The 20,431-nt window shown below is 64.6% G+C and carries 17 protein-coding genes and 3 pseudogenes; 16 read left to right on the forward strand and 4 right to left on the reverse strand.

Annotated elements, in window-relative coordinates:
* Positions 1-430: 430 nt before the first annotated feature.
* The 3 genes from FOM02_RS11250 to FOM02_RS11260 are packed head-to-tail and all read left to right on the forward strand — an operon-like array spanning position 431 to position 1,370.
* Positions 431-826, forward strand: coding sequence for a hypothetical protein (locus tag FOM02_RS11250; protein WP_231164035.1), 396 nt, complete (start codon positions 431-433; stop codon positions 824-826).
* Positions 823-1,011 (forward strand): hypothetical protein, encoded by a 189-nt coding sequence (locus FOM02_RS11255; RefSeq protein WP_035729695.1) that lies wholly within the window; start codon positions 823-825, stop codon positions 1,009-1,011. Before FOM02_RS11250 ends, FOM02_RS11255 begins: the two co-directional genes overlap by 4 nt.
* Complete coding sequence (locus FOM02_RS11260; RefSeq protein ID WP_051377871.1) at positions 1,008-1,370, forward strand: hypothetical protein; 363 nt, start codon at positions 1,008-1,010, stop codon at positions 1,368-1,370. The genes FOM02_RS11255 and FOM02_RS11260 overlap by 4 nt, the downstream gene beginning before the upstream one ends.
* Before the next feature lie 75 nt (positions 1,371-1,445).
* Here FOM02_RS11260 and FOM02_RS11265 read toward each other — a convergent pair whose 3' ends face one another.
* The gene (locus FOM02_RS11265; protein WP_027559351.1) at positions 1,446-3,632 is read right to left on the reverse strand and encodes a lytic transglycosylase domain-containing protein; all 2,187 of its coding nucleotides are present in this window, start codon (positions 3,630-3,632) and stop codon (positions 1,446-1,448) included.
* 322 nt (positions 3,633-3,954) lie between these two features.
* Between FOM02_RS11265 and FOM02_RS11270 the strand changes: the two genes are divergently transcribed.
* The 4 genes from FOM02_RS11270 to FOM02_RS11285 all read left to right on the forward strand — a co-directional run bounded on the left by FOM02_RS11270 (position 3,955) and on the right by FOM02_RS11285 (position 6,766).
* The gene (locus FOM02_RS11270) at positions 3,955-5,691 is read left to right on the forward strand and encodes an adenylate/guanylate cyclase domain-containing protein (protein ID WP_027559350.1); all 1,737 of its coding nucleotides are present in this window, start codon (positions 3,955-3,957) and stop codon (positions 5,689-5,691) included.
* Between the two features lie 103 nt (positions 5,692-5,794).
* On the forward strand, positions 5,795-5,971 hold the full coding sequence (locus FOM02_RS11275) for a hypothetical protein (protein ID WP_167336499.1): 177 nt from the start codon (positions 5,795-5,797) through the stop codon (positions 5,969-5,971).
* Between the two features lie 153 nt (positions 5,972-6,124).
* Positions 6,125-6,337, forward strand: coding sequence for a hypothetical protein (locus FOM02_RS11280; protein ID WP_027559349.1), 213 nt, complete (start codon positions 6,125-6,127; stop codon positions 6,335-6,337).
* A gap of 105 nt (positions 6,338-6,442) precedes the next feature.
* Positions 6,443-6,766, forward strand: a complete 324-nt coding sequence (locus tag FOM02_RS11285) for a hypothetical protein (protein WP_265441773.1) — start codon at positions 6,443-6,445, stop codon at positions 6,764-6,766.
* A 344-nt stretch (positions 6,767-7,110) separates the two neighbouring features.
* Here FOM02_RS11285 and FOM02_RS11290 read toward each other — a convergent pair whose 3' ends face one another.
* Positions 7,111-7,623 (reverse strand): hypothetical protein, encoded by a 513-nt coding sequence (locus FOM02_RS11290; protein ID WP_265441774.1) that lies wholly within the window; start codon positions 7,621-7,623, stop codon positions 7,111-7,113.
* 237 nt (positions 7,624-7,860) lie between these two features.
* On the opposite strand from FOM02_RS11290, the gene FOM02_RS11295 reads away from it, so the two are divergent.
* The 3 genes and pseudogenes from FOM02_RS11295 (at position 7,861) to FOM02_RS11305 (ending at position 11,310) form a co-directional block, all read left to right on the forward strand.
* Positions 7,861-8,055, forward strand: a complete 195-nt coding sequence (locus tag FOM02_RS11295) for a hypothetical protein (RefSeq protein ID WP_027559345.1) — start codon at positions 7,861-7,863, stop codon at positions 8,053-8,055.
* 716 nt (positions 8,056-8,771) lie between these two features.
* Complete coding sequence (gene ilvD / locus FOM02_RS11300) at positions 8,772-10,496, forward strand: dihydroxy-acid dehydratase (protein ID WP_027559344.1); 1,725 nt, start codon at positions 8,772-8,774, stop codon at positions 10,494-10,496.
* A pseudogene (locus tag FOM02_RS11305) lies at positions 10,483-11,310 on the forward strand (tetratricopeptide repeat protein). The gene ilvD and the pseudogene FOM02_RS11305 overlap by 14 nt, the downstream one beginning before the upstream one ends.
* 61 nt (positions 11,311-11,371) lie before the next feature.
* On the opposite strand, the gene xth reads toward FOM02_RS11305, so the two are convergent.
* Positions 11,372-12,169: an exodeoxyribonuclease III gene (xth, locus tag FOM02_RS11310; protein ID WP_035729702.1), complete on the reverse strand. Its 798-nt coding sequence runs from the start codon at positions 12,167-12,169 to the stop codon at positions 11,372-11,374.
* Positions 12,170-12,305: 136 nt separating this feature from the next.
* Here xth and FOM02_RS11315 point away from each other — a divergent pair, with 136 nt between their 5' ends.
* From FOM02_RS11315 to FOM02_RS11325, 3 genes are all read left to right on the forward strand, one after another.
* Positions 12,306-14,636 carry a hybrid sensor histidine kinase/response regulator gene (locus FOM02_RS11315; RefSeq protein WP_027559341.1) on the forward strand — a complete coding sequence of 777 codons (2,331 nt, stop codon included), beginning with the start codon at positions 12,306-12,308 and terminating at the stop codon, positions 14,634-14,636.
* Between the two features lie 217 nt (positions 14,637-14,853).
* Positions 14,854-15,225: a hypothetical protein gene (locus FOM02_RS11320; protein ID WP_141263039.1), complete on the forward strand. Its 372-nt coding sequence runs from the start codon at positions 14,854-14,856 to the stop codon at positions 15,223-15,225.
* Positions 15,207-15,521, forward strand: a complete 315-nt coding sequence (locus tag FOM02_RS11325; protein ID WP_028146277.1) for a hypothetical protein — start codon at positions 15,207-15,209, stop codon at positions 15,519-15,521. The genes FOM02_RS11320 and FOM02_RS11325 overlap by 19 nt, the downstream gene beginning before the upstream one ends.
* A 221-nt stretch (positions 15,522-15,742) precedes the next feature.
* Here the strand turns inward: FOM02_RS11325 and erpA are convergent, their stop codons facing one another.
* Positions 15,743-16,072 (reverse strand): iron-sulfur cluster insertion protein ErpA, encoded by a 330-nt coding sequence (gene erpA, locus FOM02_RS11330; RefSeq protein ID WP_027559340.1) that lies wholly within the window; start codon positions 16,070-16,072, stop codon positions 15,743-15,745.
* A 122-nt stretch (positions 16,073-16,194) separates the two neighbouring features.
* Here erpA and FOM02_RS11335 point away from each other — a divergent pair, with 122 nt between their 5' ends.
* The 3 genes and pseudogenes from FOM02_RS11335 to FOM02_RS11345 form a co-directional block, all read left to right on the forward strand.
* Entirely contained in the window at positions 16,195-17,403 is a 1,209-nt protein-coding gene (locus FOM02_RS11335; protein WP_027559339.1) for a deoxyguanosinetriphosphate triphosphohydrolase, read from the forward strand.
* 9 nt (positions 17,404-17,412) lie between these two features.
* A pseudogene (argS, locus tag FOM02_RS11340) lies at positions 17,413-19,202 on the forward strand (arginine--tRNA ligase).
* Between the two features lie 140 nt (positions 19,203-19,342).
* Positions 19,343-20,385 (forward strand): annotated as a pseudogene (locus FOM02_RS11345) (SPOR domain-containing protein); the annotation flags it as partial.
* Positions 20,386-20,431 lie beyond the last annotated feature (46 nt).

Consider the following 20,431-nt stretch of genomic DNA (forward strand, 5'->3'; position numbering starts at 1 on the left):
TTACCTCCGTACAATTGAGCGCTTCGTGCCCGGCGGACTATCCTCACGACCAATCGGGAGTGTCGACCAGCCGATCGCAGCGAGCGTACGAGAACGTCTCTCCGTCGGGCAGCGATCACGGACGAGGCCGCCGCACTTCTCGACGGGCAACCGCAAGCAACAGAGGGAGACAGCAATGTGCGATGCATCCGTACTTCCTGAGCGTGGCCTATCCCAGTCCGAACGTTGCTCTTCAGTCAATGGCTGCGCGGTGTGCGGCGGCAAGTTTGGTCTGATCCGCCACTACTCGTGGCGCACCGCGCTCTGCTCGAAGACATGTGTGGATCGCTTCCGCACCCGCCGCGAGCGCGACCGCCGGTGGCTGTTTCGGGCTCAGTTCGCGTGAGGCTGAATTGGAGAGCTGACATCGTTCTCTGATCCGGGAGCCCGTATGTTGAGCCGCTCATGCAAGCTCTTGTGGCCGGTGGTTCTCCTCTGCTCCAGCGCGACGATCGAGGCGCAGGAGACGGGACACGGTGCCGCTCATCGCCAGCACCCGCCCCAGGACCAGGAGCTGCACGAAAAATTCTATTCGACCTGGCACATGCCGGACAATCCGAGCCTGAGCTGCTGCAACAGCGCCGACTGCTATCCGACCGAGATCAAGTACGTCGACGGCAAGATCTTTGCACGACGCAGGGAGGACGGGAGGTACATCCTCGTCCCGCCGCAAAAAGTGGAGCGACACAGGGACAATCCGGACGGCCGAAACCATCTTTGCGCTCCACCGCCCGCATTGTCTCCGTTGGACAGCGTCTACTGCTTCGCCTTGGGAGGTGCCACATGAAATTCGCCTTCGTGCTGGTGAACGACCGGACCCCGTTCCGGCGGATCGGGTGCATGCAGTGCTCCGAGCCGGTCAGCGACAGCTATCTCCGCGAGATCGCGACCGGTCTGTGTTATTGCGACCATCAGTGCTACGCGTTGTTCTGCGAGGCCCTGGCGAAAGATCGCGTGAGGGCGGCTTCATGAAATTCGTGCTGGTCAATCACGAGCCCCCGTTGTGCGCGGCCACGTGCAGCACATGTTCGCGGTCGATCCGGTCCGGCTATGTCCGGCATGTGCGGACACAGCAGCGCTACTGTGACTACGATTGCTATCGGCGCGGCGAATTCACGACGTTCTTGATGCAATGGCCGCTGCCTGGGCGCACAGAGCCGGCCGCCGGAAACGTCGAGGCCGCTGCCCGAAGCATGATCGAGACGTTGGCGGTCCTGAGTGCCATCTCGTGCTGGAGCTGCACGATACAGACCTGGACCTTCGCGAGAGCCTTGACCGGCGCATACCTGGACGGCCGCGACCTGATCACGACGGAAGGAGGTGATACCTAGCCGCGCGACCGCACTCGCGTGGAAGCCGCAGCAACGCAGCCTTGCGAGCGCCGTGTCCAGCCCCGGCGGCGCCGACTAGGGAGCGGTTGCTGCGGCCGCCACGGGCGCGGTTGCGCCGGCCTGCTGCGTCACCACGTGCTGATCGCTCTTGCTGGCGACCACGCCGCCATCCTCGAGCCGGGCGCGGTACACCAGCACGTTCTCCATCACGCGCTGGACGTAATTGCGCGTCTCCGACAGCGGGATGCGTTCGACCCAGTCGACTGGATCGACATTGGGATCCCTGGGATCGCCACGCGCCTGCACCCATTCGCGCACCCGGCCGCGGCCGGCATTGTAGCCGGCGAACGTCATGATCTGGTTGCCGCGATATTCCGACAACAGCGCGCTGAGCTCGGCGGCGCCCATCTGCGTGTTGTAGACGGGGTCGGAGACCATCCGGTCCCAGTCATAGGTCAGGCCGAAGCGCTTTGCGGTGTCGCGTCCGGCTTCCGGCGTCACCTGCATCAGGCCGACCGCGTTGGCGGGCGACTTGTCGCGCTGGTCGAACGAGCTCTCGGTGCGCGCCACCGAATAGATCACGCTGGTCTCGATCGCGGGCGCGAGCTGCTTGTGCTCGGGGATACCGATGGTCGGGAAGGCGTAATGGTCGAGCGCGAGCCCGCGCGCCAGCGCCGACTTGCCGACCTCCAGCATCACCCGCGCGTCGTTGCGCCGGCCGGCGAGCTCGCCGAGCGCTTCGAGGACCGCGACGTCGGTGCTCTCCTTGGCGAAATCCTCGGCGTAGTAGAACACCATGTCGCGCTCGCCGATGCCGTAGAGCATGTCGGCGGCGCGCACGCGCTCGTCGGCTGGCGGCGTGTCGGCGGAGGCCAGCACGGGCGAGGGCGCCCGCAGCTCGATGCGGTCGATGCCGAGCCTGGCACGCGCGAGCTGGCCGTAATAGGCGGTCGGATAACGTGCCGCGGCCTGGTAGCTCATGCGCGCGTCGGCGGTTGCGCCCATGGCCTCGGCGGCACGGCCGCGCCAGTAATGCGCGCGCGACAGCGCGATCGGATTGACCGAGCCCTCGTCGATGGCGGCGAAGTGCACCATCGCGGTCCTGGGATCGTCGAGATAGCGCAGCGCGATCCAGCCGCACATGAAGTGATAGTCGATGCGGTAGACTTCCTTCTCGGGCACCGCCGCGGAGCGCACCACGTCGTAGGCCGTCTTGAATTTGCCCTGGTCGAGCAGCTTGCGCGCCAGCAGGCGCCGCTCGCGCCACCAGGCATCCGTGTCTTGCGCCGCCATCATGCCGGGCGCGGCGGCGAGGATCACCTCGGCCGCGTCGTCGATCCGGTCCTTCTGGAGGTGCCACTGCGCGCGGCACAGCACATAGCCGAGATCGGCGCGCGCATCGGCCGGCACGTCGTCGAGATAGTCCTTGGCCTTGTTGGCCTTGCCCGTGACGGCGGCGCAGGCCTTGACGATCGCGAGCGCGTCCTCGCCGAGCCGTTTTGCCGCGCGCCGCGCAGCGCCATAGTCCTTGGCACCGAGGCGCTTGTCCATGCGCGCGCGGTGATCCTCGGCGGCGAGGAGATCGCGGAACGCCTCGTAGGAATCCTCCTCGCTGCGTTCGGACAACTCCTCACTGCGCCAGGCCTCACGTACCAGACGAGCGGCCCGGTCGGCATCGCCTTCGCTCAGCAGCACGCGGGCCAGCGCAAACTTGCCCTTGGCGCTGGTCGGCCGGTCCATCGTGAATTTGTGCACGGTCGCCGCGTCGCTCTTCTCCTGCCACAGCCGCGCTTCGGCGCGGCGGCGCAGCAGCGCGCTGCTCGGCCAGTCCGGATTGGCGGCGAGGAAGCCGGCGTAGCGCTTGAAAGGTGCGGTGCTCTCGGAATGACGCAGCATGAACCAGTCGGCGAGCTTTTGTCCGGCGGGATCCGCGATGCGGTCGCGCGCGGCGGTCGCATCGTCGCTCTTGCCCTTGCGGGCGAGGTCGATCGCGTCCTTCAGCGCGGCGAGATCGCCGGTCAGCGGCGGCGGAGCCGGCTTGTCCGCGGGTTCGTCATCCTGCTTCTTCGATTTGCGCTTGGCCTCGGCATGCTTGCCGTGCCGCGATTTGGCCGCGGCGTGGCGCTGCTTGCCGGCTTTCGCCTCATGCGTCTTCTTCGGCGCGGATGATTTGTGACTGCTCTTCGCCGCCAGTTCAGTGGGAAAGAAGGCCATCGCGGCCACGGCAACGACACACGCGAGCGAGCGTAGGCACTGGTTCATTGGATGGTCCCCCTGCGAAACCACTACAAACCAAGGTCCGCGACGACATGCGGCTTGAGAATCAACGACGACACCAAAACGATGTCACGACATCGTCTCGCATTCCTCACGCTCACGCAACAATGCGGCAAAATACGGATGCAGACGGGAACTTCCGAAACGGCGGAAAAGGCAGTATCTTTAATCTTTGTTAACGAATAAGGCTCGCGCGACGGTTGCGGCTGCTGGCGGCGCCATGAAGAGCCGGATTGCGCGTGTTCCCGCCGCCAAATCCGGTATATTGGGTTCCATCCGTCCTCTCAGCACTTTGTCCCAATCGCTCATGCCGCTTTTCAACCAGTCGATCCGGCGCAAGATCGTCGGCATCGCCCTCGGATTGATCGTCCTGATGCTGGTCACCTCGATCCTGTCGATGGTGATGTCGAGCCAGGTCGGCGTCCTCCTGGACGAGCTGACCAACCGCTACATCCCCGCCTATGGCGATCTGGCGCGCGCCAATATCCGCTCGCTGGAGCGGTCGGTGGCGCTGCGCCGCATGGTCATGATGAAGATGCAGGAGGCTCCGGACGAGGAGGCCTACGCGGCGCGGCTGAAGGAGTTCGAGGAAGCCGACCGCAGGATCGAGCAGGAGACCTCGGACGCGCGCAGCCACATCAACGCGATCATCGACGATACCAGAACGCCCTCGGACAATGCCGCGCTGGCGCGGATCGACGCCCACATCGAAACCGCTGTCTCCGAATTGCGTCGTGGCATGAACGAGGAGCATGCAAGGCTCCTCAAGCAGATCGATGCCAAGCAGATGCCGGAGGCGCGCGGCACGCTGGAGCGTCTCGACGTCCTGCGCGACCAGTTCAATCAGAGGATCGACGGCATTCGTGGCGACATGCTCAAGCAGGTCTTTGCCTCGACGTCGACGGTGATCGGCCGGCAGCATCAGGCGATCATCATCTCGGGCATCGTGACCTTGCTCGCAGCGATCGTCGGCTTTGTCTTCGCGATGCTGGTCTCGAGCGGCATCACGCGGCCGGTGCGCCTGCTGCTCGCCGGCACCCGCGAGGTCGAGGCCGGGCGCTTCGACAAGCCCATCACGGTCTCGACAAAGGACGAGATCGGCGAGCTCGCTGCCGCCTTCAACCGCATGGTCGAGCAGCTCCGCCACAACGAGCGCATCCGCGAGACCTTCGGCCGCTACATCGACCCCAAGGTGGTGCAGGGGCTGATCGACCGCCCGGAGGTCGCCATCGACGGCCAGCGCCGGGTCATGACCATCATGTTCTGCGACATGAGCGGCTTCACCTCGATGAGCGAGGGCATGACCCCGCGCGGCCTTGTCAAGGTGATGAACCACTATTTCACCGTGATGTCCGGTCCGATCAGGAGCAATCGCGGCGTCATCGACAAATATATCGGCGATGCCGTGATGGCCTATTGGGGCCCGCCCTTCATCGACGAGGACGAGCCCGCGCTGCTCGCGGGCCTTGCCGCCATCGACATGGCCGAGCAGGTGCCGGCGCTCCAACGGCAATTGCCTGACCTGCTCGGCATCCGCGCCATGCCCGCGCCGTGCGATCTGCGGATCGGCATCGCCACCGGCGAGGTCCTGACCGGCAGCATCGGCTCCGAGCTGATGATGAGCTTCACCGTGATGGGCGACGCGGTGAACCTCGCCTCGCGGCTCGAGGCCGTCAACAAGACGTACGGTACCCGCATCCTGATCGCGCAGGCGACCGCGGAGGCGATCGGCACGCAGCTCGAGCTGCGCGAGATCGACCGGCTCGCGGTCGTGGGCCAGACCATCCCGCAACCGATCTTCGAGGTGATGGCACGCTCCGGCGCGCTCACCGGCACGCAAGCGAGCCTGCGCGCGCATTATGCCGAAGGCCTTGCCGCCTACCGTGCCCGCCGTTTCGACGAGGCGCGTGCCGCCCTCAACGCGGCGCTCGAAGCCGTCCCCGGCGACGGTCCTTCGCGCACGCTGCTCGGTCGCATCGCACAGTTCGAGACCGATCCGCCCGACGAGGGATGGGACGGCGCCTGGCGTTTGGAGCAGAAATAGCGGCGCGCCGGAATAATTGATTCTACTTCATAACGATGTTCGCCGTGACCTATTTCCCGGGCTTAGGTTTGCTGTCCCTAAGGCGTTTGATGGGGACACGCCGATGACAGAACTTCAGGACAGGCTGGAACGGTTCGAGACGCTCACCGCCGAATGCGAGCTCATCACCAAGCTCGCCACCGACAGCGCCAAGCGCGAGTTCTATCTGAAACTCTCGGAACAGTATCGCCAGCTGGCGCTGGACACGCGGCGGGCGATCGCGACCAGGGCCGCGGCCTGACGTGGGGCGGCAATCCGTTCTTAAGGTTTGGCACGCATCCTTGCCGGATGTGAGCGTCGCGGTTCGCGATGGCTCGCAGCGGGAATGCCGGGAGCCGTTGCGATACAGCGTTCCCTGATGACGTCCTTTGCCGATCGCTCCTGGGGCAATCGCATGCGCCTTCTTGCGGTGATCATCTTCGCGCTGATGACGGCGGCCTGCAATCAGGAGCAGGACATCACCGGCTCGACGCCGGCGTGCCCGATGCGGACCTACAGCTCCTTCAATCCCCGCGACATGAACCAGTGCGTTGCCGCCTGCAAGGCGTGCGACCACGGCAACACCGTGACCTGCACCACTTCCTGCACCCTCAAGGGCGCGCACTGAGCCGCGGGCCGGGGGCGGCTCGCCGAGGGCCGACGGTGCCCAGCCACCGGAACGATTCACATGGGTTAATCATTGAAGGGGCGGCAGGACGCGGAGTCCTATGGAATGGGTATGCTCGATCCCGGTCGGTTCCTGGTGTCGTGCTCGCACTGTGACGCCTGGCCGATGGCGGCGAACCTGAAACGTTCGAGTTGGTCGGCGACCCCGCACGAGGTCCGTTTCGTGTGTCCGCGCTGCCGCAGCGAGGAGACCGCCATCGTCTCCGCGTCCGGCGAACTGACCCCGATCAAGCGCATCGAAGTTCCGCCACGCGACGTGACCGCCGCCTGGGCCCTGGCCCACGCCCGCGGGGGCGGGGCTGAGCGGCAAGCCGACCCGCGATTTGCTGACTCCGCTGTTCGAGCGCTTGAAACGGCAGCAACGCGCTGACCGACAGCAGGCCGAAGATCGTGAGCGCGCCCATCAGCCCGCCCGCGGCTTCGGCTAGCCGCGTCCCGTGCGCGGCTTCAACCATTGCATGATCACGCCGCATGGCGACTGGCGGCTGCGTGGCAGCCTGTGCCTCGCGCTCGCGTCTCTTGCGAAAGCGAGGGCCTGCTGGAGCGATCGCCGCTGCTCGGGCGCACGTGCCATCCACTCGCGTATGACGGCGCGCCGTATCCTCGACTTCAACATGGGAGAGGTCTCCACGAGATGGATCAGGGAGAGCGGATCGGGGAGCGGCAGGATCAAGCCGCGCGGCTGCTCCGGTCTCGCCATGATCGGCAGCGTGCCTATGCCGCCTTTTGCATCGGATAGGCTTGCGATCGTCGCGCGAGCAGGGCACTGCCGCACGGATGTTCGGCGCCCTGCAGGACGACGAAGCCACGCTTCGCCACCGCGGCGCGAAGGTTGTCCTTCGCTTGCGCTTTCTGCGCGTCGAGCCAGATCACCAGCACGGCACGGGGCCCGAGGAAGCCGTCGAGCCAATCCATCGCCGCATCGAGCGCGCTGAGCGGGCGTCGTCGCCAATCCACGAGAGCTGCGTCGTACTGGGCGGCCGGGAGGCCGCAATTGCCGGCCGAGGCAGCCAGAAAATATCCGCGCCTTTGCAGATCCATCATCAATTCCATGCTCTTCGCGCCGACCACGACAATGCGCTGCCGGGGTGAGCAGCCTGCGAGCGCGATCATCGGTTCAATGATCCTGTCGCTGACCTCTGAGGTAGACATGAGTTCACCGGTTCGGTTGTTGTTGCCAGGCAGGGCAGGCCGAAGCTTGCGGGATGGATCGTGGCGGCTCGCCACGCCACGCGCGGTTCGCATTCCCTGCGATGCGTCACGCGGACAGGCGTGACCGGCTCGATATGTTGCTGGTCGCGATATGATTTCGAGATGAGCGCGGTCCCGATTGTATAGGGTCCGCATAGGACCGGTGCGGCCACTATGCCGCCCCTACAAACCGGCGCTCCGATCCTCATCGAATTCAGATTTGCCCGGCGTCATGTTCTGACGTGGAGCTGCAATTCTTTTTCGGAGATCAGGATGCCGGCATATCGCGCATTTGTGGTGGGACGCCACAGCGTACCGATCGGGGTGGTTCAAATGGACTGCACCGACGATGAATCGGCGATCTCTCGCGCCGCCAAACTCGTTGACAGCCACGATGTGGAGCTCTGGCAACTTGATCGGCCGGTCGCGAGATTCGAAGCGCAGTCCGGACACATGCACAGGAAATAGTCCTGGTTCGCTCGGGACGGTGATCTTGTCGTATCGAGACGTGTTGCCCGACGGGCAAAACACCTGCGAGGCTGTCAATCGATCTTTGTAGAATTATTCCACTTTACCGAAATTCGGATTTAAGCCGGCGAGGCCGGAAAGGTGTCTGCGAGGCCGCAGGATGGGTAGAGCGGAGCGAAACCCATCATGCTTCGGCGCCGACGAGAGTCGATGGGTTTCGCTGCGCTCTACCTCAGATGCTGTACCCCGTCATGGCGAGCGCAGCGAAGCGATCCAGCATCGTAGGGTGGAGCGGTGGTGGGCACGGCACTTTGCGCCTTTGCCCGCTCCACGGCACTAACGGTGAGGGGTCGACTCAAATGCGGATACGCGGTCATTGCGCCGAAGCCGGGCGCGCTGCTCGTGTCATAAAATCTCAAGTTGTGGATTGTCATTTTCGCTACGGTATCAAGGTAAGCCAACCCGTGTCTTCCCGGTAACGATTGTGCTGTCCACGCAACACTCACGGCGGATTTAACTCTCGTCACTGCCGGTTCGCATCAGCGCCGCTTTTTGGCCACACCTGAACATGAATAAAATCGCTCTAAAGTTTGAGAGACAGCGGCGGTCCGAACAAGGCGACGGGAAATCCAAGGGTCGATTCGAATCTTGGTCGATTCAAATCTTGGCTCTGATTTTTCGGGTCTGAAAGGGTTAGCCGGGGAAACTGGTTTGCAATGGACGCGAAGGCCAACATCAAGCAGAGGCTGCCAAGCCGTCACGTGACGGAAGGCCCTGCGCGCGCGCCGCACCGGTCCTACTTCTACGCCATGGGTCTGACCACCGAGCAGATCCACCAGCCTTTCGTCGGCGTCGCCTCCTGCTGGAACGAGGCCGCTCCCTGCAACATCGCCCTGATGCGCCAGGCGCAGGCGGTGAAGAAGGGCGTCGCGTCGGGCGGCGGCACGCCCCGCGAATTCTGCACCATCACCGTCACCGACGGCATCGCCATGGGCCATGACGGCATGCGCTCCTCGCTGCCGTCGCGCGAATGCATCGCCGACTCGGTCGAGCTGACCGTGCGCGGCCATGCCTATGACGCCCTCGTCGGTCTCGCCGGCTGCGACAAGTCGCTGCCGGGCATGATGATGGCGATGGTCCGTCTCAACGTGCCCTCGATCTTCATCTACGGCGGCTCGATCCTGCCCGGCAATTTCCGCGGGCAGCAGGTCACCGTGCAGGACATGTTCGAGGCGGTCGGCAAGCACTCGGTCGGCGCCATGTCGGACGAGGACCTCGACGAGATCGAGCGCGTGGCGTGCCCCTCGGCGGGCGCCTGCGGCGCGCAGTTCACCGCCAACACCATGGCGACCGTCTCGGAAGCTATTGGCCTCGCGCTGCCTTACTCGGCCGGTGCCCCGGCGCCCTACGAGATCCGCGACGCCTTCTGCATGACCGCAGGCGAGAAAGTGATGGACCTGATCGCCGAGAACCTCCGGCCGCGCGACATCGTCACCCGCAAGGCGCTGGAGAATGCCGCTGCCGTGGTCGCCGCGTCCGGCGGCTCGACCAATGCTGCACTGCACCTGCCGGCGATCGCGCACGAGGCCGGCATTAAGTTTGACTTATTCGACGTCGCCGAAATCTTCAAAAAGACACCTTATGTCGCGGATTTGAAGCCGGGTGGTCGTTATGTCGCCAAAGACATGTTTGAAGTAGGTGGCATACCGCTTCTGATGAAGACGCTGCTCGACAACGGATTTCTCCACGGCGACTGCATTACGGTCACCGGTCGAACGATCGCCGAAAACCTCAAAAGCGTGAAATGGAATCCGCACCAGGACGTGGTGCACCCGGCAGACAAGCCCATCACCGTGACAGGCGGTGTGGTCGGTCTGAAGGGGAATTTGGCGCCAGAAGGTGCGATCGTGAAAGTCGCGGGAATGTCTAACCTCAAGTTTACCGGTCCGGCCAGGTGCTTCGACCGTGAGGAGGATGCTTTCGAGGCGGTCCAGAAGCGCACCTATCGCGAAGGCGAAGTCATCGTGATCCGCTACGAGGGGCCCAAGGGCGGTCCCGGCATGCGGGAAATGCTCCAGACCACCGCGGCGCTGACCGGCCAGGGCATGGGCGGCAAGATCGCGCTCATCACCGACGGCCGCTTCTCCGGCGCCACCCGCGGCTTCTGCATCGGCCATGTCGGCCCGGAGGCGGCGGTCGGCGGCCCGATCGGGCTGCTCGAGGACGGCGACATCATCGAGATCGATGCGGACGTCGGTACCCTTAACGTAAAATTGAGTGACGCTGAGCTCGCTCAGCGCAAGACCAAATGGAGCGCTCGCGCGACTAACCACACGTCGGGTGCGCTCTGGAAGTATGCTCAGCAGGTTGGACCAGCAGTCGGAGGGGCAGTAACCCATCCGGGCGGCGCGCACGAGAAACAGTGCTATGCGGACATCTAGGCGTGCCATTGTTGCGTTTGTGTTCGGGGGCCGGTGCGCTGGCCGCGCCCGCGCTCGCCTTTGATGGCGCGCCGGTCAACAAGGACGCCACCATCCCGGTCGTGACCACCTTGCCGGGTGCCGCGCCCGCCGTGCGCAGCAAGGTGCCGGCGCCGGTGACCGCGCCTCAGGAGACCAGCCTCAGCGCACTGCAATATGCCGCCGAGGGCGGTCATCCCATCGCGCAGTGGAAGCTCGGCCGCATGTACGCCAATGGCGACGGCGTGGCCCAGGACGATGTCCGCGCCTTCGAATATTTCAGCCGGATCGCCAATGCGCATGCCGAGGACAGCCCGTCGGCGCCGCAGGCGCAGGTCGTGGCCAATGCCTTCGTCGCGCTCGGCCGCTACTATCTGAGCGGCATCCCGAACTCCAAGGTCAAGCCGGACCAGGACCGGGCGCGTGAGATGTTCTCCTACGCGGCCTCCTATTTCGGCAATGCGGATGCCCAGTACGATCTCGCCCGGCTCTACCTGAAGACGCCGGACGCTTCGCGCGAGGATTTCCGCTACGGCGCGCGCTGGCTCGGCCTTGCCGCCCAGAAGGGCCAGCACGAGGCCCAGGCGCTGCTCGGCCAGATGCTGTTCAACGGCGACCGCCTGCCGCGGCAGGCTGCGCGCGGCCTGATGTGGCTGACCCTGGCGCGTGACAGCGCAGGCGCCGATGAGACCTGGATCAAGGAAAGCTACAACCGCGCCTTCGCCAAGGCTCCGACGACGATCGCGCCATGTGCCTGCAAATGCTGGAACAGTGGGTGCAGGGCCGCCGCGAGTAGGGCAGCGACCTCGGTGCCGTAGGGTGGGCAAAGCGCAGCGTGCCCACCAACCCTGCGAACGTTACGCCGCCTCTAGATCCAGATCCGCCCACACCGGCACGTGATCCGACGGCTTCTCCCAGCCGCGCACATAGCTGTCGATGCCGACATTGGCGAGCTTGTCGCTGGCCTGCGGCGACAGCAAGAGATGGTCGATGCGCAGGCCCTGGTTCTTCTGCCAAGCGCCGGCCTGGTAATCCCAGAACGTGTAGAGCCCACCCTCGTCGGTCACCGCCCGCAGGGCATCGGTCAGGCCGAGGCTGAGCAGGGACTGAAAACTCTCGCGCGTCTCGGCCTTGAACAGGGCGTCCTCGGTCCAGGCCGCGGGATTGTGGACGTCGCGGGCATGCGGAATCACGTTGAAGTCGCCTGCGAGGATCAGCGGCTCCTCGGTCTTGAGGCGCTCCTTCGAATACTCAAGAAGCCGCGACATCCATTTGAGCTTGTAGGGATATTTCTCGGTCCCGACCGGATTGCCGTTGGGTAGATAGAGGCAGGCGATGCGCAGGACCCCACGCTTGAGCGTCACCACGCCCTCGAGGAAGCGGGCATGGACGTCCTCGTCGTCGCCGGCGAGGCCCGATTTGGTCTCGTCGAAGCGGAGTTTTGAGAGCAGGGCGACGCCGTTGAACGTCTTCTGCCCGTGCGTGACCACGTTGTAGCCGAGCGCCTCGATCTCCAGCCGTGGGAAGGCCTCGTCGACGCACTTGATCTCCTGCAGGCAGACGATGTCCGGCTGGCACTCCTTCAGCCAGGTCAGCAGCAGGTCGATCCGCTGCCGGACCGAGTTCACGTTCCAGGTGGCAACTCTGATGGGCATGTCGGTGGGGCTCCGGACCAAGGGCCATGGTTAGAACAAACTGCAAACACGCCCGTCAAGGACGCCGCAGAATCTCCCACAAAATTAACCCGGCTTAAGCAGGCCGCAGGCCATTGATACGGAAAAGGTTCCGCGGATGGGATGGCCGGATAAATCGTTGGGACAGACTGAGCCGCGCGACGGCCTGATCGGCGCGTTCCTGTACTGGCTCGGCGGCTTCGAGATCGAGGACGGCCTGACCGCCGGCCTCAGCGAGCGCGAGCTGCGCCGGATCCGCGCCAAGCAGATCGACGCGGTGATGCGGGCCATCCCGGTGACGATGGCCGTCACCATGCTCAATGTCGCCATCGTGCTCATCCTGTTCTGGGGCAGGGGCTGGAACGATTTCCTCGCGATCTGGGGCATGACCCTTGCCGTCACCGCCTCGCTCGCCGTGCGCGCCTGGCGCCGCTCGCACCAGAGCCCACTGCAGGAGGCCTCGCCCCGCGCCGCGCGTCAGATGCTGCGGCAGGCGTTTTTCCTCGCCGCGATCTGGGGCACGCTGCCGCTGGCACTGTTCAGTCGCATCGAGCCGACCAGCCAGCTCATCCTGGCTTGTCTGATGGTGGGCATGATGTCGGGCGGCGCCTTCACGCTGTCGACCTTCCCGCGCGCCGGCCTCGTCTATCTCGCCACCATGACGGTCGCCTGCGCCGGAGCGCTATTGCTGTGCGGAAGCGGGCCATACCCGGTGACCGCGGTATTCCTGCTGCTGTTCGCGTTCTTCATGGCGCGCAACATCGTCTCGCAGGGCAACCTGTTCCTCGGCAACCTCAAGGCCCGGCTCGAGCTCGAGCGCCAGACCGAGATCATCTCGCTGCTGCTGAAAGACTTCCAGGAGAACGCCAGCGACTGGCTGTGGCAGACCGACGCCGAGGGGCATCTCGTCGACGTGCCCCAGCGCTTCGCCGACGTCGCGCAGCTGCCGCTTCCGCTGCTCAAGGGATCGCAATTCGCCGACGTGCTCGACATGCTCTGTCCCGAGGACAAGAGCGCCGCCTACAACATCGTCGGCCTGATGGAACATGCCGAGCCGCTGCACGAGATGAACCTCAAGGTCGTCGCCGGCGGCGAGGCGCGGCTGTGGTCGCTGACGGCGAAACCGGCCTATGACCGCGACGGGCAATTCTTGGGCTATCGCGGCTTCGGCCGCGACGTCACAGAGCGCTGGCGCGCCGAAAAGGCCGAGGCCGAGAGCCGCGCCAAGTCGGATTTCCTCGCAGTCATGAGCCACGAGATCCGCACGCCCATGAACGGCGTGCTCGGGCTGGCCAGCATGTTGCTCGAGACAAAGCTCGATCCGGAGCAGCGCGAGGCGGTCACCACGATCCGGGAGTCCGGCGACAATCTCCAGCGCATCCTCAACGACATCCTCGACCTCTCCAAGCTCGAGGCCGGCCGCTTCCAGTTCGAGGCGATCGATTTCGCCCCGCAGGCGTTGGTCGAAACCGTTGCGACGGTCGCGCGCGCGAGCGCCAAGGGCAAAGGGCTCGCGGTCAAGGTCTCGCTCGATCCGAACCTGCCGCCGACGCTGCGCGGCGACGTCGCGCGCATCCGCCAGGTGCTGCTCAACCTTGCCTCCAACGCCGTGAAGTTCACCGATCAAGGCGAGGTGACGATCGCTGCGACCTGCCAGGCGCGCCGCGACCTGCTCGCCACCGTCGAATGGACCGTGACCGACAGCGGCATCGGCATCGCACCCGAGAAGGTCGGCCAGCTGTTCAGCGACTTCGCGCAGGCCGATGCCTCGATCAGCCGCCGCTTCGGCGGTACTGGACTTGGCCTTGCGATCTCCCGCCGCATCATCGAGCAGATGGGCGGCACCATCGGCGTCACCTCGATGCCGGGCGAGGGCTCGGCCTTCCGTTTCACGCTGGTGCTGCCCTGGAGCCAGGCGCAGGCATCCGACCAGGCGGCCGGCGCCGACGAGGCCGACGCGCTCAAGGCGCGCATCGCCGGGCTCGACCGGCCGCTCAAGGTGCTGGTCGCCGAGGACGATGCGGTCAACCGCATGGTCGTGAGCAAGATGCTGGGGGCCTTCGATGTCGAGCTGAAGGTCGTGACCGACGGTGTCCAGGCCGTCGCGGCAGCCTCAGAGGGCGATTACGATGTCGTGCTGATGGACGTCCGCATGCCCGACATGGACGGCCTTGCCGCGACCCGCGCGATCCGTGCGCAAGGCGGCCGGTTCGACGCGTTGCCGATCATCGCGCTGACCGCCAATGCCTTCCCCGAGGACGTCAAGATCTGCCGCGAGGCGGGGATGTCGGATTTTCTGGCAAAGCCCTTGCGCAAGCCCACCCTGGTCGCGGCCTTGCTGCGTTCGCTGGACGGTTACGCGATGTCGGAGGACGCGCCGCTTCAGCCGGAGCTGATGCCGCTTGAGGTGGAGTGGACGGACGAGGAAAGGCAGATGACGGGCGCGTAGAGCTTTCCATAGACCCGCGCGGCGACCGCCTTCAGGCGCTCGACCGAGCCGGACTCCGGATGCCGCTTGACCGGGGCGAACAGGATCGAAGCCTGCCCCTTCGATGCCGGCCCTTTCGATCAATCCCGGGAACGGCCTGATGAGCCACAAGGCGACATGGCTGTAATAGGAAGGAGGCCGCCAACTGAGGCGGCATTGCACCCGAAATTATCCTAACATGACACGAGATCAAGAAGCCATTGAACGAGTTCGATCCGATGGTCGGTGGAAGGCCCTTGCGATTGGTCCAGACAGAGAGCTTAAAATTGCCTTCCTGATCCGCGGGGATGATTGGCGTCCTCTGAGAGCACCATGGTGGCATGGCAAGGATGTCTCGATTATTGGCGCCGACCTCAACGGCAACTTCATCCTTCGCCATTGCGACGGCTCAGTCCGACTGTGGGATCATTCAAAGCAAACCGACGAAGTTATTGCATCAGGCGTCATGGAATTCTGCAGTCGCCTCGGAACGCAACTAGGACAGCACAAAAATCAACCTAGTGCCGGGGCGCAAATGCAGACAGCGCAAAAATGGCTATTCTCACAATAGAGCTCGATGCCGGCAGTTGGAAAACTGCTTATGATTTTCGATCAGCCCTCAAGGCAGCAATAGGGGCTCCGGAATGGCATGGTGATATAGCGGCTGCTTTCCTAGATTCAATTTTCGGGGGCGGCATGAATGTCCTCAAGCCTCCTTACGTCATCAAGGTCGTGAATACGGTGCACCTTGCGCCACAGCTTAAGGAGCTGATCCGCGATCTTTCGTCAGCGATGGAGGACACGCGAATGCGTCGGCTTGCCCGTACAGGCGAGGACGTTGCGGCTAGTCTTGAAATCGCGAGTTAGGATACTCGCGACCCCTGACTGGTCCGCTATCGACAATCCCCGACATTACCGACCGAAACCTTGGGAGCAAGGTCGAACGCCCCAACTTTGGGGATCTCGCGACGATGACATCCTACCCCTGTTTTGCCCGACGGGTCAAATTAATTTCGTAAAATCAGAAGCGCATCGTGCCGGCTTCCCGGCTACTGTGCATGGGGTTGTTTTTCAGATTTTGAGTCGGACTAGATCGAGAAGCTGGTCCCGCAGCCGCAGGACGCCGTCGCGTTCGGATTGTTGACGCGGAACGAGGCGCCGATCAGGTCGTCGACGAAATCGACCTGCGAGCCCGCCAGGAACGGCTGCGAGGCGGAATCGACCAGCACCACCGCATTGTCCTGCTCGATCACCAGATCGTCGTCGGTGCGGTCGCGGTCGATGTCGAACTTGTACTGGAAGCCGGAGCAGCCGCCGCCCTCGACGGAGATGCGCAGCATCGCACCTGTGCCTTCGCCCTTGAGGATCTCCCCAATCCGGCGTGCGGCGCGGTCGCTGATGGTCACGGCAGTGGTCATTGCTGGTCTCCGATAGTCCCGCGTCATACCAGGGTCACTTGCCCAATTCAGTTGGTATCCCGCGTCCGACATAGTTAAGTGCCACCATACGCAGAATCAAATGGATAGGGACTAAATTCGCCGTGTCCGTCGGAATGGCAGCCCCCCGCGCGCCCTATGCCTGCGACCCCGATCGCAGCCGTGGCCGGCTGGTCGCCGAGCCGCCGAGTCGGACCCGGAGCCCGTTCCGGCGGGATTGCGACCGGGTGATCCATTCCACCGCGTTCCGCCGCCTGAAGTACAAGACCCAGGTGTTCGTGTTCCACGAGGGCGACCATTACCGCACCCGGCTCACCCATTCGCTGGAGGTGGCGCAGATCGCCCGGGCGCTGGCCCGGCAGCTTGGGCTGGACGAGGACCTCACGGAAACCCTGGCGCTGGCTCATGATCTCGGCCACCCGCCGTTCGGGCACGCCGGCGAGCGGGCCCTGGATGCCTGCCTGAAGCAGTTCGGCGGCTTCGACCACAATGCCCAGACGCTTCGCGTCGTCGCCGCGCTGGAGCACCGCTATCCTGAATTCGACGGCCTGAACCTGACTTGGGAGTCGCTTGAGGGCATCGTCAAGCACAACGGCCCCTTGACCGATCGCAGCGGCGCGCCGGTCGGGCGCTATCGCGAGCACGGCGTCCCCGTCGGCATCGCCAACTACATCAAGACGTACGACCTCGAACTGTGGAGCTTCGCCTCGCTCGAAGCCCAGGTCGCCGCCATCGCAGATGACATCGCCTACGACGCCCACGACATCGACGACGGGTTGCGGGCCGGCCTGTTCCATCTCGACGACCTCAAGGTGATGCCGCTCACCGCGGAGATCATCGCCGAGACCTCCGCGCATTACCCTGACCTCGAAGACGTCCGGCGCGGGGCCGAGCTGGTGCGCGAGCTGATCTCGCACCTGATCGGCGCGGTGTTCGCGGAGGCGCAGAAGAACCTCAATGCCGTGAAGCCGCAATCGGCCCAGGACGTGCGCCAGCAGAGCAGGGCGCTGATCGCGTTTCCGGCCGAGGTCGCCGAGGAAGAAGCCGCCATCAAGGCCTTTCTCTACCAGCACATGTACCGCCACAAGCGGGTGATGCGGGTCATGGGGGAGGCCGAGCAGATCCTGTTCGACCTGTTCGCCAAATACCTGACATCGCCGGCCGAGCTGCCGCCGGAATGGCTCACGGGGGCGGAGGCGGACAATGAGGGCGACCGGGCCCGGCGGATCGGCAATTTCATTGCCGGAATGACCGACCGTTTCGCCCTGACCGAGCACCAGCGGCTTTTTGACTCGACCCCGGATTTGCGTTAGGCGGCGGCCATGCCCCAGACATCCTCATCCCTGCATTTGTTCGCCGACGTGCTCGGACGCGTGCACGCCGCCTGCCGCGCGCTCGCGGCGGACGCCAACTGGCCCGAGGGCATCGATTTCTCCCGCGTGGTGGTCGAGCCGCCCCGCGATGCCTCCCATGGCGACATGGCGACCAACGCCGCCATGGTGCTTGCGAAAGAGGCAAAGGCAAAACCCCGCGATCTCGCCGAGCAGATCGCCGAGCGGCTGCGACTGACGCGCTGATCGCCAAGGTCGACGTCGCCGGTCCCGGCTTCATCAATCTGACCTTGAAGCCGGCCGCCTGGGCCGAGGCGCTGCGCACGGTGCTGCGTGAGGGCGCTGACTACGGCCGCGTCCACGGCGGCGCCAAGGTCAACGTCGAATACGTCTCGGCCAATCCGACCGGGCCGATGCATGTCGGTCATTGCCGCGGCGCCGTGTTTGGCGATGCGCTGGCGAGCCTGCTTGAGTTCGGCGGCCACGACGTCACCCGCGAATATTACATCAACGATGCCGGCGCGCAGGTCGACGTGCTCGCCCGCTCTGCGTTTCTCCGCTACCGCGAGGCGCTCGGTGAGGCCATCGGCGCGATCCCGGAAGGGCTCTATCCCGGCGACTATCTGAAGCCGGTCGGCGAGGCGCTGGCGAAGGAGCACGGCGACAAGCTGCTCGCCATGAGCGAGGCGCAGTGGCTGCCGACGGTGCGCGCCAAGGCGATCGCGATGATGATGGATGAGATCAAGGACGATCTCGCCGCGCTCAACATCCGCCACGACGTGTTCTTCTCCGAGCGCTCGCTGATCGAGACCGGCAACAACAAGGTCGCCGAGACCATCGATTTCCTGAAGGCCAAGGGTGACGTCTATGAGGGCCGCCTGCCGCCGCCGAAGGGCGCGCCGGTCGAGGATTGGGAAGACCGCGAGCAGCTGCTGTTCAAGGCGACCGCCTACGGCGACGACGTCGATCGTCCGCTGATCAAGTCGGACAATTCCTATACCTACTTCGCCTCCGACATCGCCTACCACAAGAACAAGTTCGACCGCGGCTTTGCCGAGATGATCGACGTCTGGGGCGCCGACCATGGCGGCTACATCAAGCGTATGCAGGCGGCGGTGAAGGCGACGACGTCGGGCAAGGGCACGCTCGACGTCAAGATCGTCCAGCTCGTGAAGTTGCTGCGCAACGGCGAGCCGGTGAAAATGTCCAAGCGGAGCGGGGACTTTGTCACCTTGCGTGAGGTGGTGGATGAGGTCGGCCAGGATGCCGTCCGCTTCATGATGCTGTACCGCAAGAACGACGCGGTGCTCGACTTCGACCTCGCCAAGGTCATGGAACAGTCGCGCGACAACCCGGTGTTCTACGTCCAGTACGGCCATGCCCGCGGCCACTCAATCTTCCGCAACGCGCGGGCGGAGGTGTTCCCGGACCTGCCGGAGGACGCCGAAAAGCGCATTGCCTGGCTCAGTGAGTCGGCGGTGGATCGGCTGTCCGACCCCGTCGAGCTCGATCTTCTCAAGCGCCTCGCAATTTATCCGCGCATGCTGGAAGCGGCCGCCGCGGCCCATGAACCGCACCGAATTGCCTTTTATCTCTATGATTTAGCCAGCGAATTTCACGCGCTTTGGACGAAGGGGCGCGATTTGCCCTATTTACGCTTCATTATCAATAATGATGCAGATCTTACGAAGGCGCGGCTGGCCATGGTCCAGGGCGTCGTCTCTGTCCTGGCATCGGGCCTCGCCATCCTCGGCGTCCATGCTCCGGACGAGATGCGGTAGTTTGGGGCGAACTACTTAATGGGAATTCGGGGGTAACCGGCAGAAGCCGGATCGCTTAGACTTGGTTGAAAGCCTTGTGGGTCGAAAGCAGTGCCTTGGTCGAGGGGCGCGCGGCTTTCCCGAAGGGACGCATCATCACGATGGCCGAACGATATCACAACAGACCGTTTCCTTCCGATGACTATGGTCGCGGCGGCGACCAGCATGGGAAGACGGAAAGCGACCCCTTGGCCGAGCTCGCCCGCCTGATCGGTCAGACCGATCCGTTCGCTGCGCAGTCGCAGCCCAGCGCCCGCCCGCCGGCAGCGCCGCGCCCAGCCAGAGCTATCACGACGACAATTATTCGCAGGATGACTATCAGCAGGACCATGCCGAGCAGGCTCCGCCGCCTCCATCCGGGCCGCCGTCGTGGATGCGGCGCGCCAACGTGCAGCCGCAGCCGCAGCCGCAGCCGGCGCCCGAGCCCGACTATCCCGTCTCTGTGAGCCCGGTTCATCCGCTGCATCGCTATTCAGCCCAGCCGGCCGCGCCCGCGCCTGATTACCATCAGCCGCAGGCCTATCCCGATCACGGCTACCAGGATCAGGCTCATCAGGCTCAAGCCTACCCGGATCAGGCCTACCAGCAGCACGGTCAGGCCCAGCAGGAGCAAGCCTATCAGGAGCCGTATCCGCAGCCCGATCCGTCGCGCTACGACGATGCGCTCTACGGACGCTTGGAGGCGGGCGAGCAGGACTATCAGCGCGATCCCGCCTATCCTGATGATCCCTACGCGTTCCAGAGCGACTATCCCGAATCCGATCTCGACGAGGACGAGCCGAAGAAGCATCGCGGCGGCATGATGACGGTCGCGGCGATCCTCGCGCTCGCTGTTGTCGGCACGGGCGCGGCCTTCGCCTACAAGACCTATGTGGGCTCGCCCCGCAGCGGCGAGCCGCCGATCATCCGGGCCGACAACACGCCGACCAAGATCGTGCCGGCGCCGACTGACTCCTCGGCCAAGGTGCCGGATCGGATGGCGAGCGGCGACGGCTCCGAGAAGATCGTGCCGCGCGAAGAGGCGCCGGTCGACGTCAACGCCAAGGCCAGCGGCCCCCGCGTGGTGTTCCCGCCGCTGAACCAGAACGCCAATCCGCCGTCGGTGGCGAGCGTCTCGCCCTCCGCGGTGCCGCCGAGGTCATCGACTTGCGCTCGGCACTCGGACTGCGACAGGTTGTGCAATATCAGCA

Source organism: Bradyrhizobium sp. SEMIA, from assembly GCF_014844175.1.
GTDB lineage: Bacteria > Pseudomonadota > Alphaproteobacteria > Rhizobiales > Xanthobacteraceae > Bradyrhizobium > Bradyrhizobium arachidis.

What these genes read in the sequence shown, in the direction of transcription:
- erpA (WP_027559340.1), bottom strand. Translation starts at nt 16,072, where the DNA reads ATGACCACTGCCGTGACCATCAGCGACCGCGCCGCACGCCGGATTGGG.
- xth (WP_035729702.1), bottom strand. Translation starts at nt 12,169, where the DNA reads ATGCCCATCAGAGTTGCCACCTGGAACGTGAACTCGGTCCGGCAGCGG.
- FOM02_RS11280 (WP_027559349.1), top strand. Translation starts at nt 6,125, where the DNA reads ATGCGCCTTCTTGCGGTGATCATCTTCGCGCTGATGACGGCGGCCTGC.
- FOM02_RS11295 (WP_027559345.1), top strand. Translation starts at nt 7,861, where the DNA reads ATGCCGGCATATCGCGCATTTGTGGTGGGACGCCACAGCGTACCGATC.
- FOM02_RS11320 (WP_141263039.1), top strand. Translation starts at nt 14,854, where the DNA reads ATGACACGAGATCAAGAAGCCATTGAACGAGTTCGATCCGATGGTCGG.
- FOM02_RS11265 (WP_027559351.1), bottom strand. Translation starts at nt 3,632, where the DNA reads ATGAACCAGTGCCTACGCTCGCTCGCGTGTGTCGTTGCCGTGGCCGCG.
- ilvD (WP_027559344.1), top strand. Translation starts at nt 8,772, where the DNA reads ATGGACGCGAAGGCCAACATCAAGCAGAGGCTGCCAAGCCGTCACGTG.
- FOM02_RS11260 (WP_051377871.1), top strand. Translation starts at nt 1,008, where the DNA reads ATGAAATTCGTGCTGGTCAATCACGAGCCCCCGTTGTGCGCGGCCACG.
- FOM02_RS11315 (WP_027559341.1), top strand. Translation starts at nt 12,306, where the DNA reads ATGGGATGGCCGGATAAATCGTTGGGACAGACTGAGCCGCGCGACGGC.
- FOM02_RS11275 (WP_167336499.1), top strand. Translation starts at nt 5,795, where the DNA reads ATGACAGAACTTCAGGACAGGCTGGAACGGTTCGAGACGCTCACCGCC.
- FOM02_RS11255 (WP_035729695.1), top strand. Translation starts at nt 823, where the DNA reads ATGAAATTCGCCTTCGTGCTGGTGAACGACCGGACCCCGTTCCGGCGG.
- FOM02_RS11270 (WP_027559350.1), top strand. Translation starts at nt 3,955, where the DNA reads ATGCCGCTTTTCAACCAGTCGATCCGGCGCAAGATCGTCGGCATCGCC.
- FOM02_RS11325 (WP_028146277.1), top strand. Translation starts at nt 15,207, where the DNA reads ATGGCTATTCTCACAATAGAGCTCGATGCCGGCAGTTGGAAAACTGCT.
- FOM02_RS11285 (WP_265441773.1), top strand. Translation starts at nt 6,443, where the DNA reads ATGGGTATGCTCGATCCCGGTCGGTTCCTGGTGTCGTGCTCGCACTGT.
- FOM02_RS11250 (WP_231164035.1), top strand. Translation starts at nt 431, where the DNA reads ATGTTGAGCCGCTCATGCAAGCTCTTGTGGCCGGTGGTTCTCCTCTGC.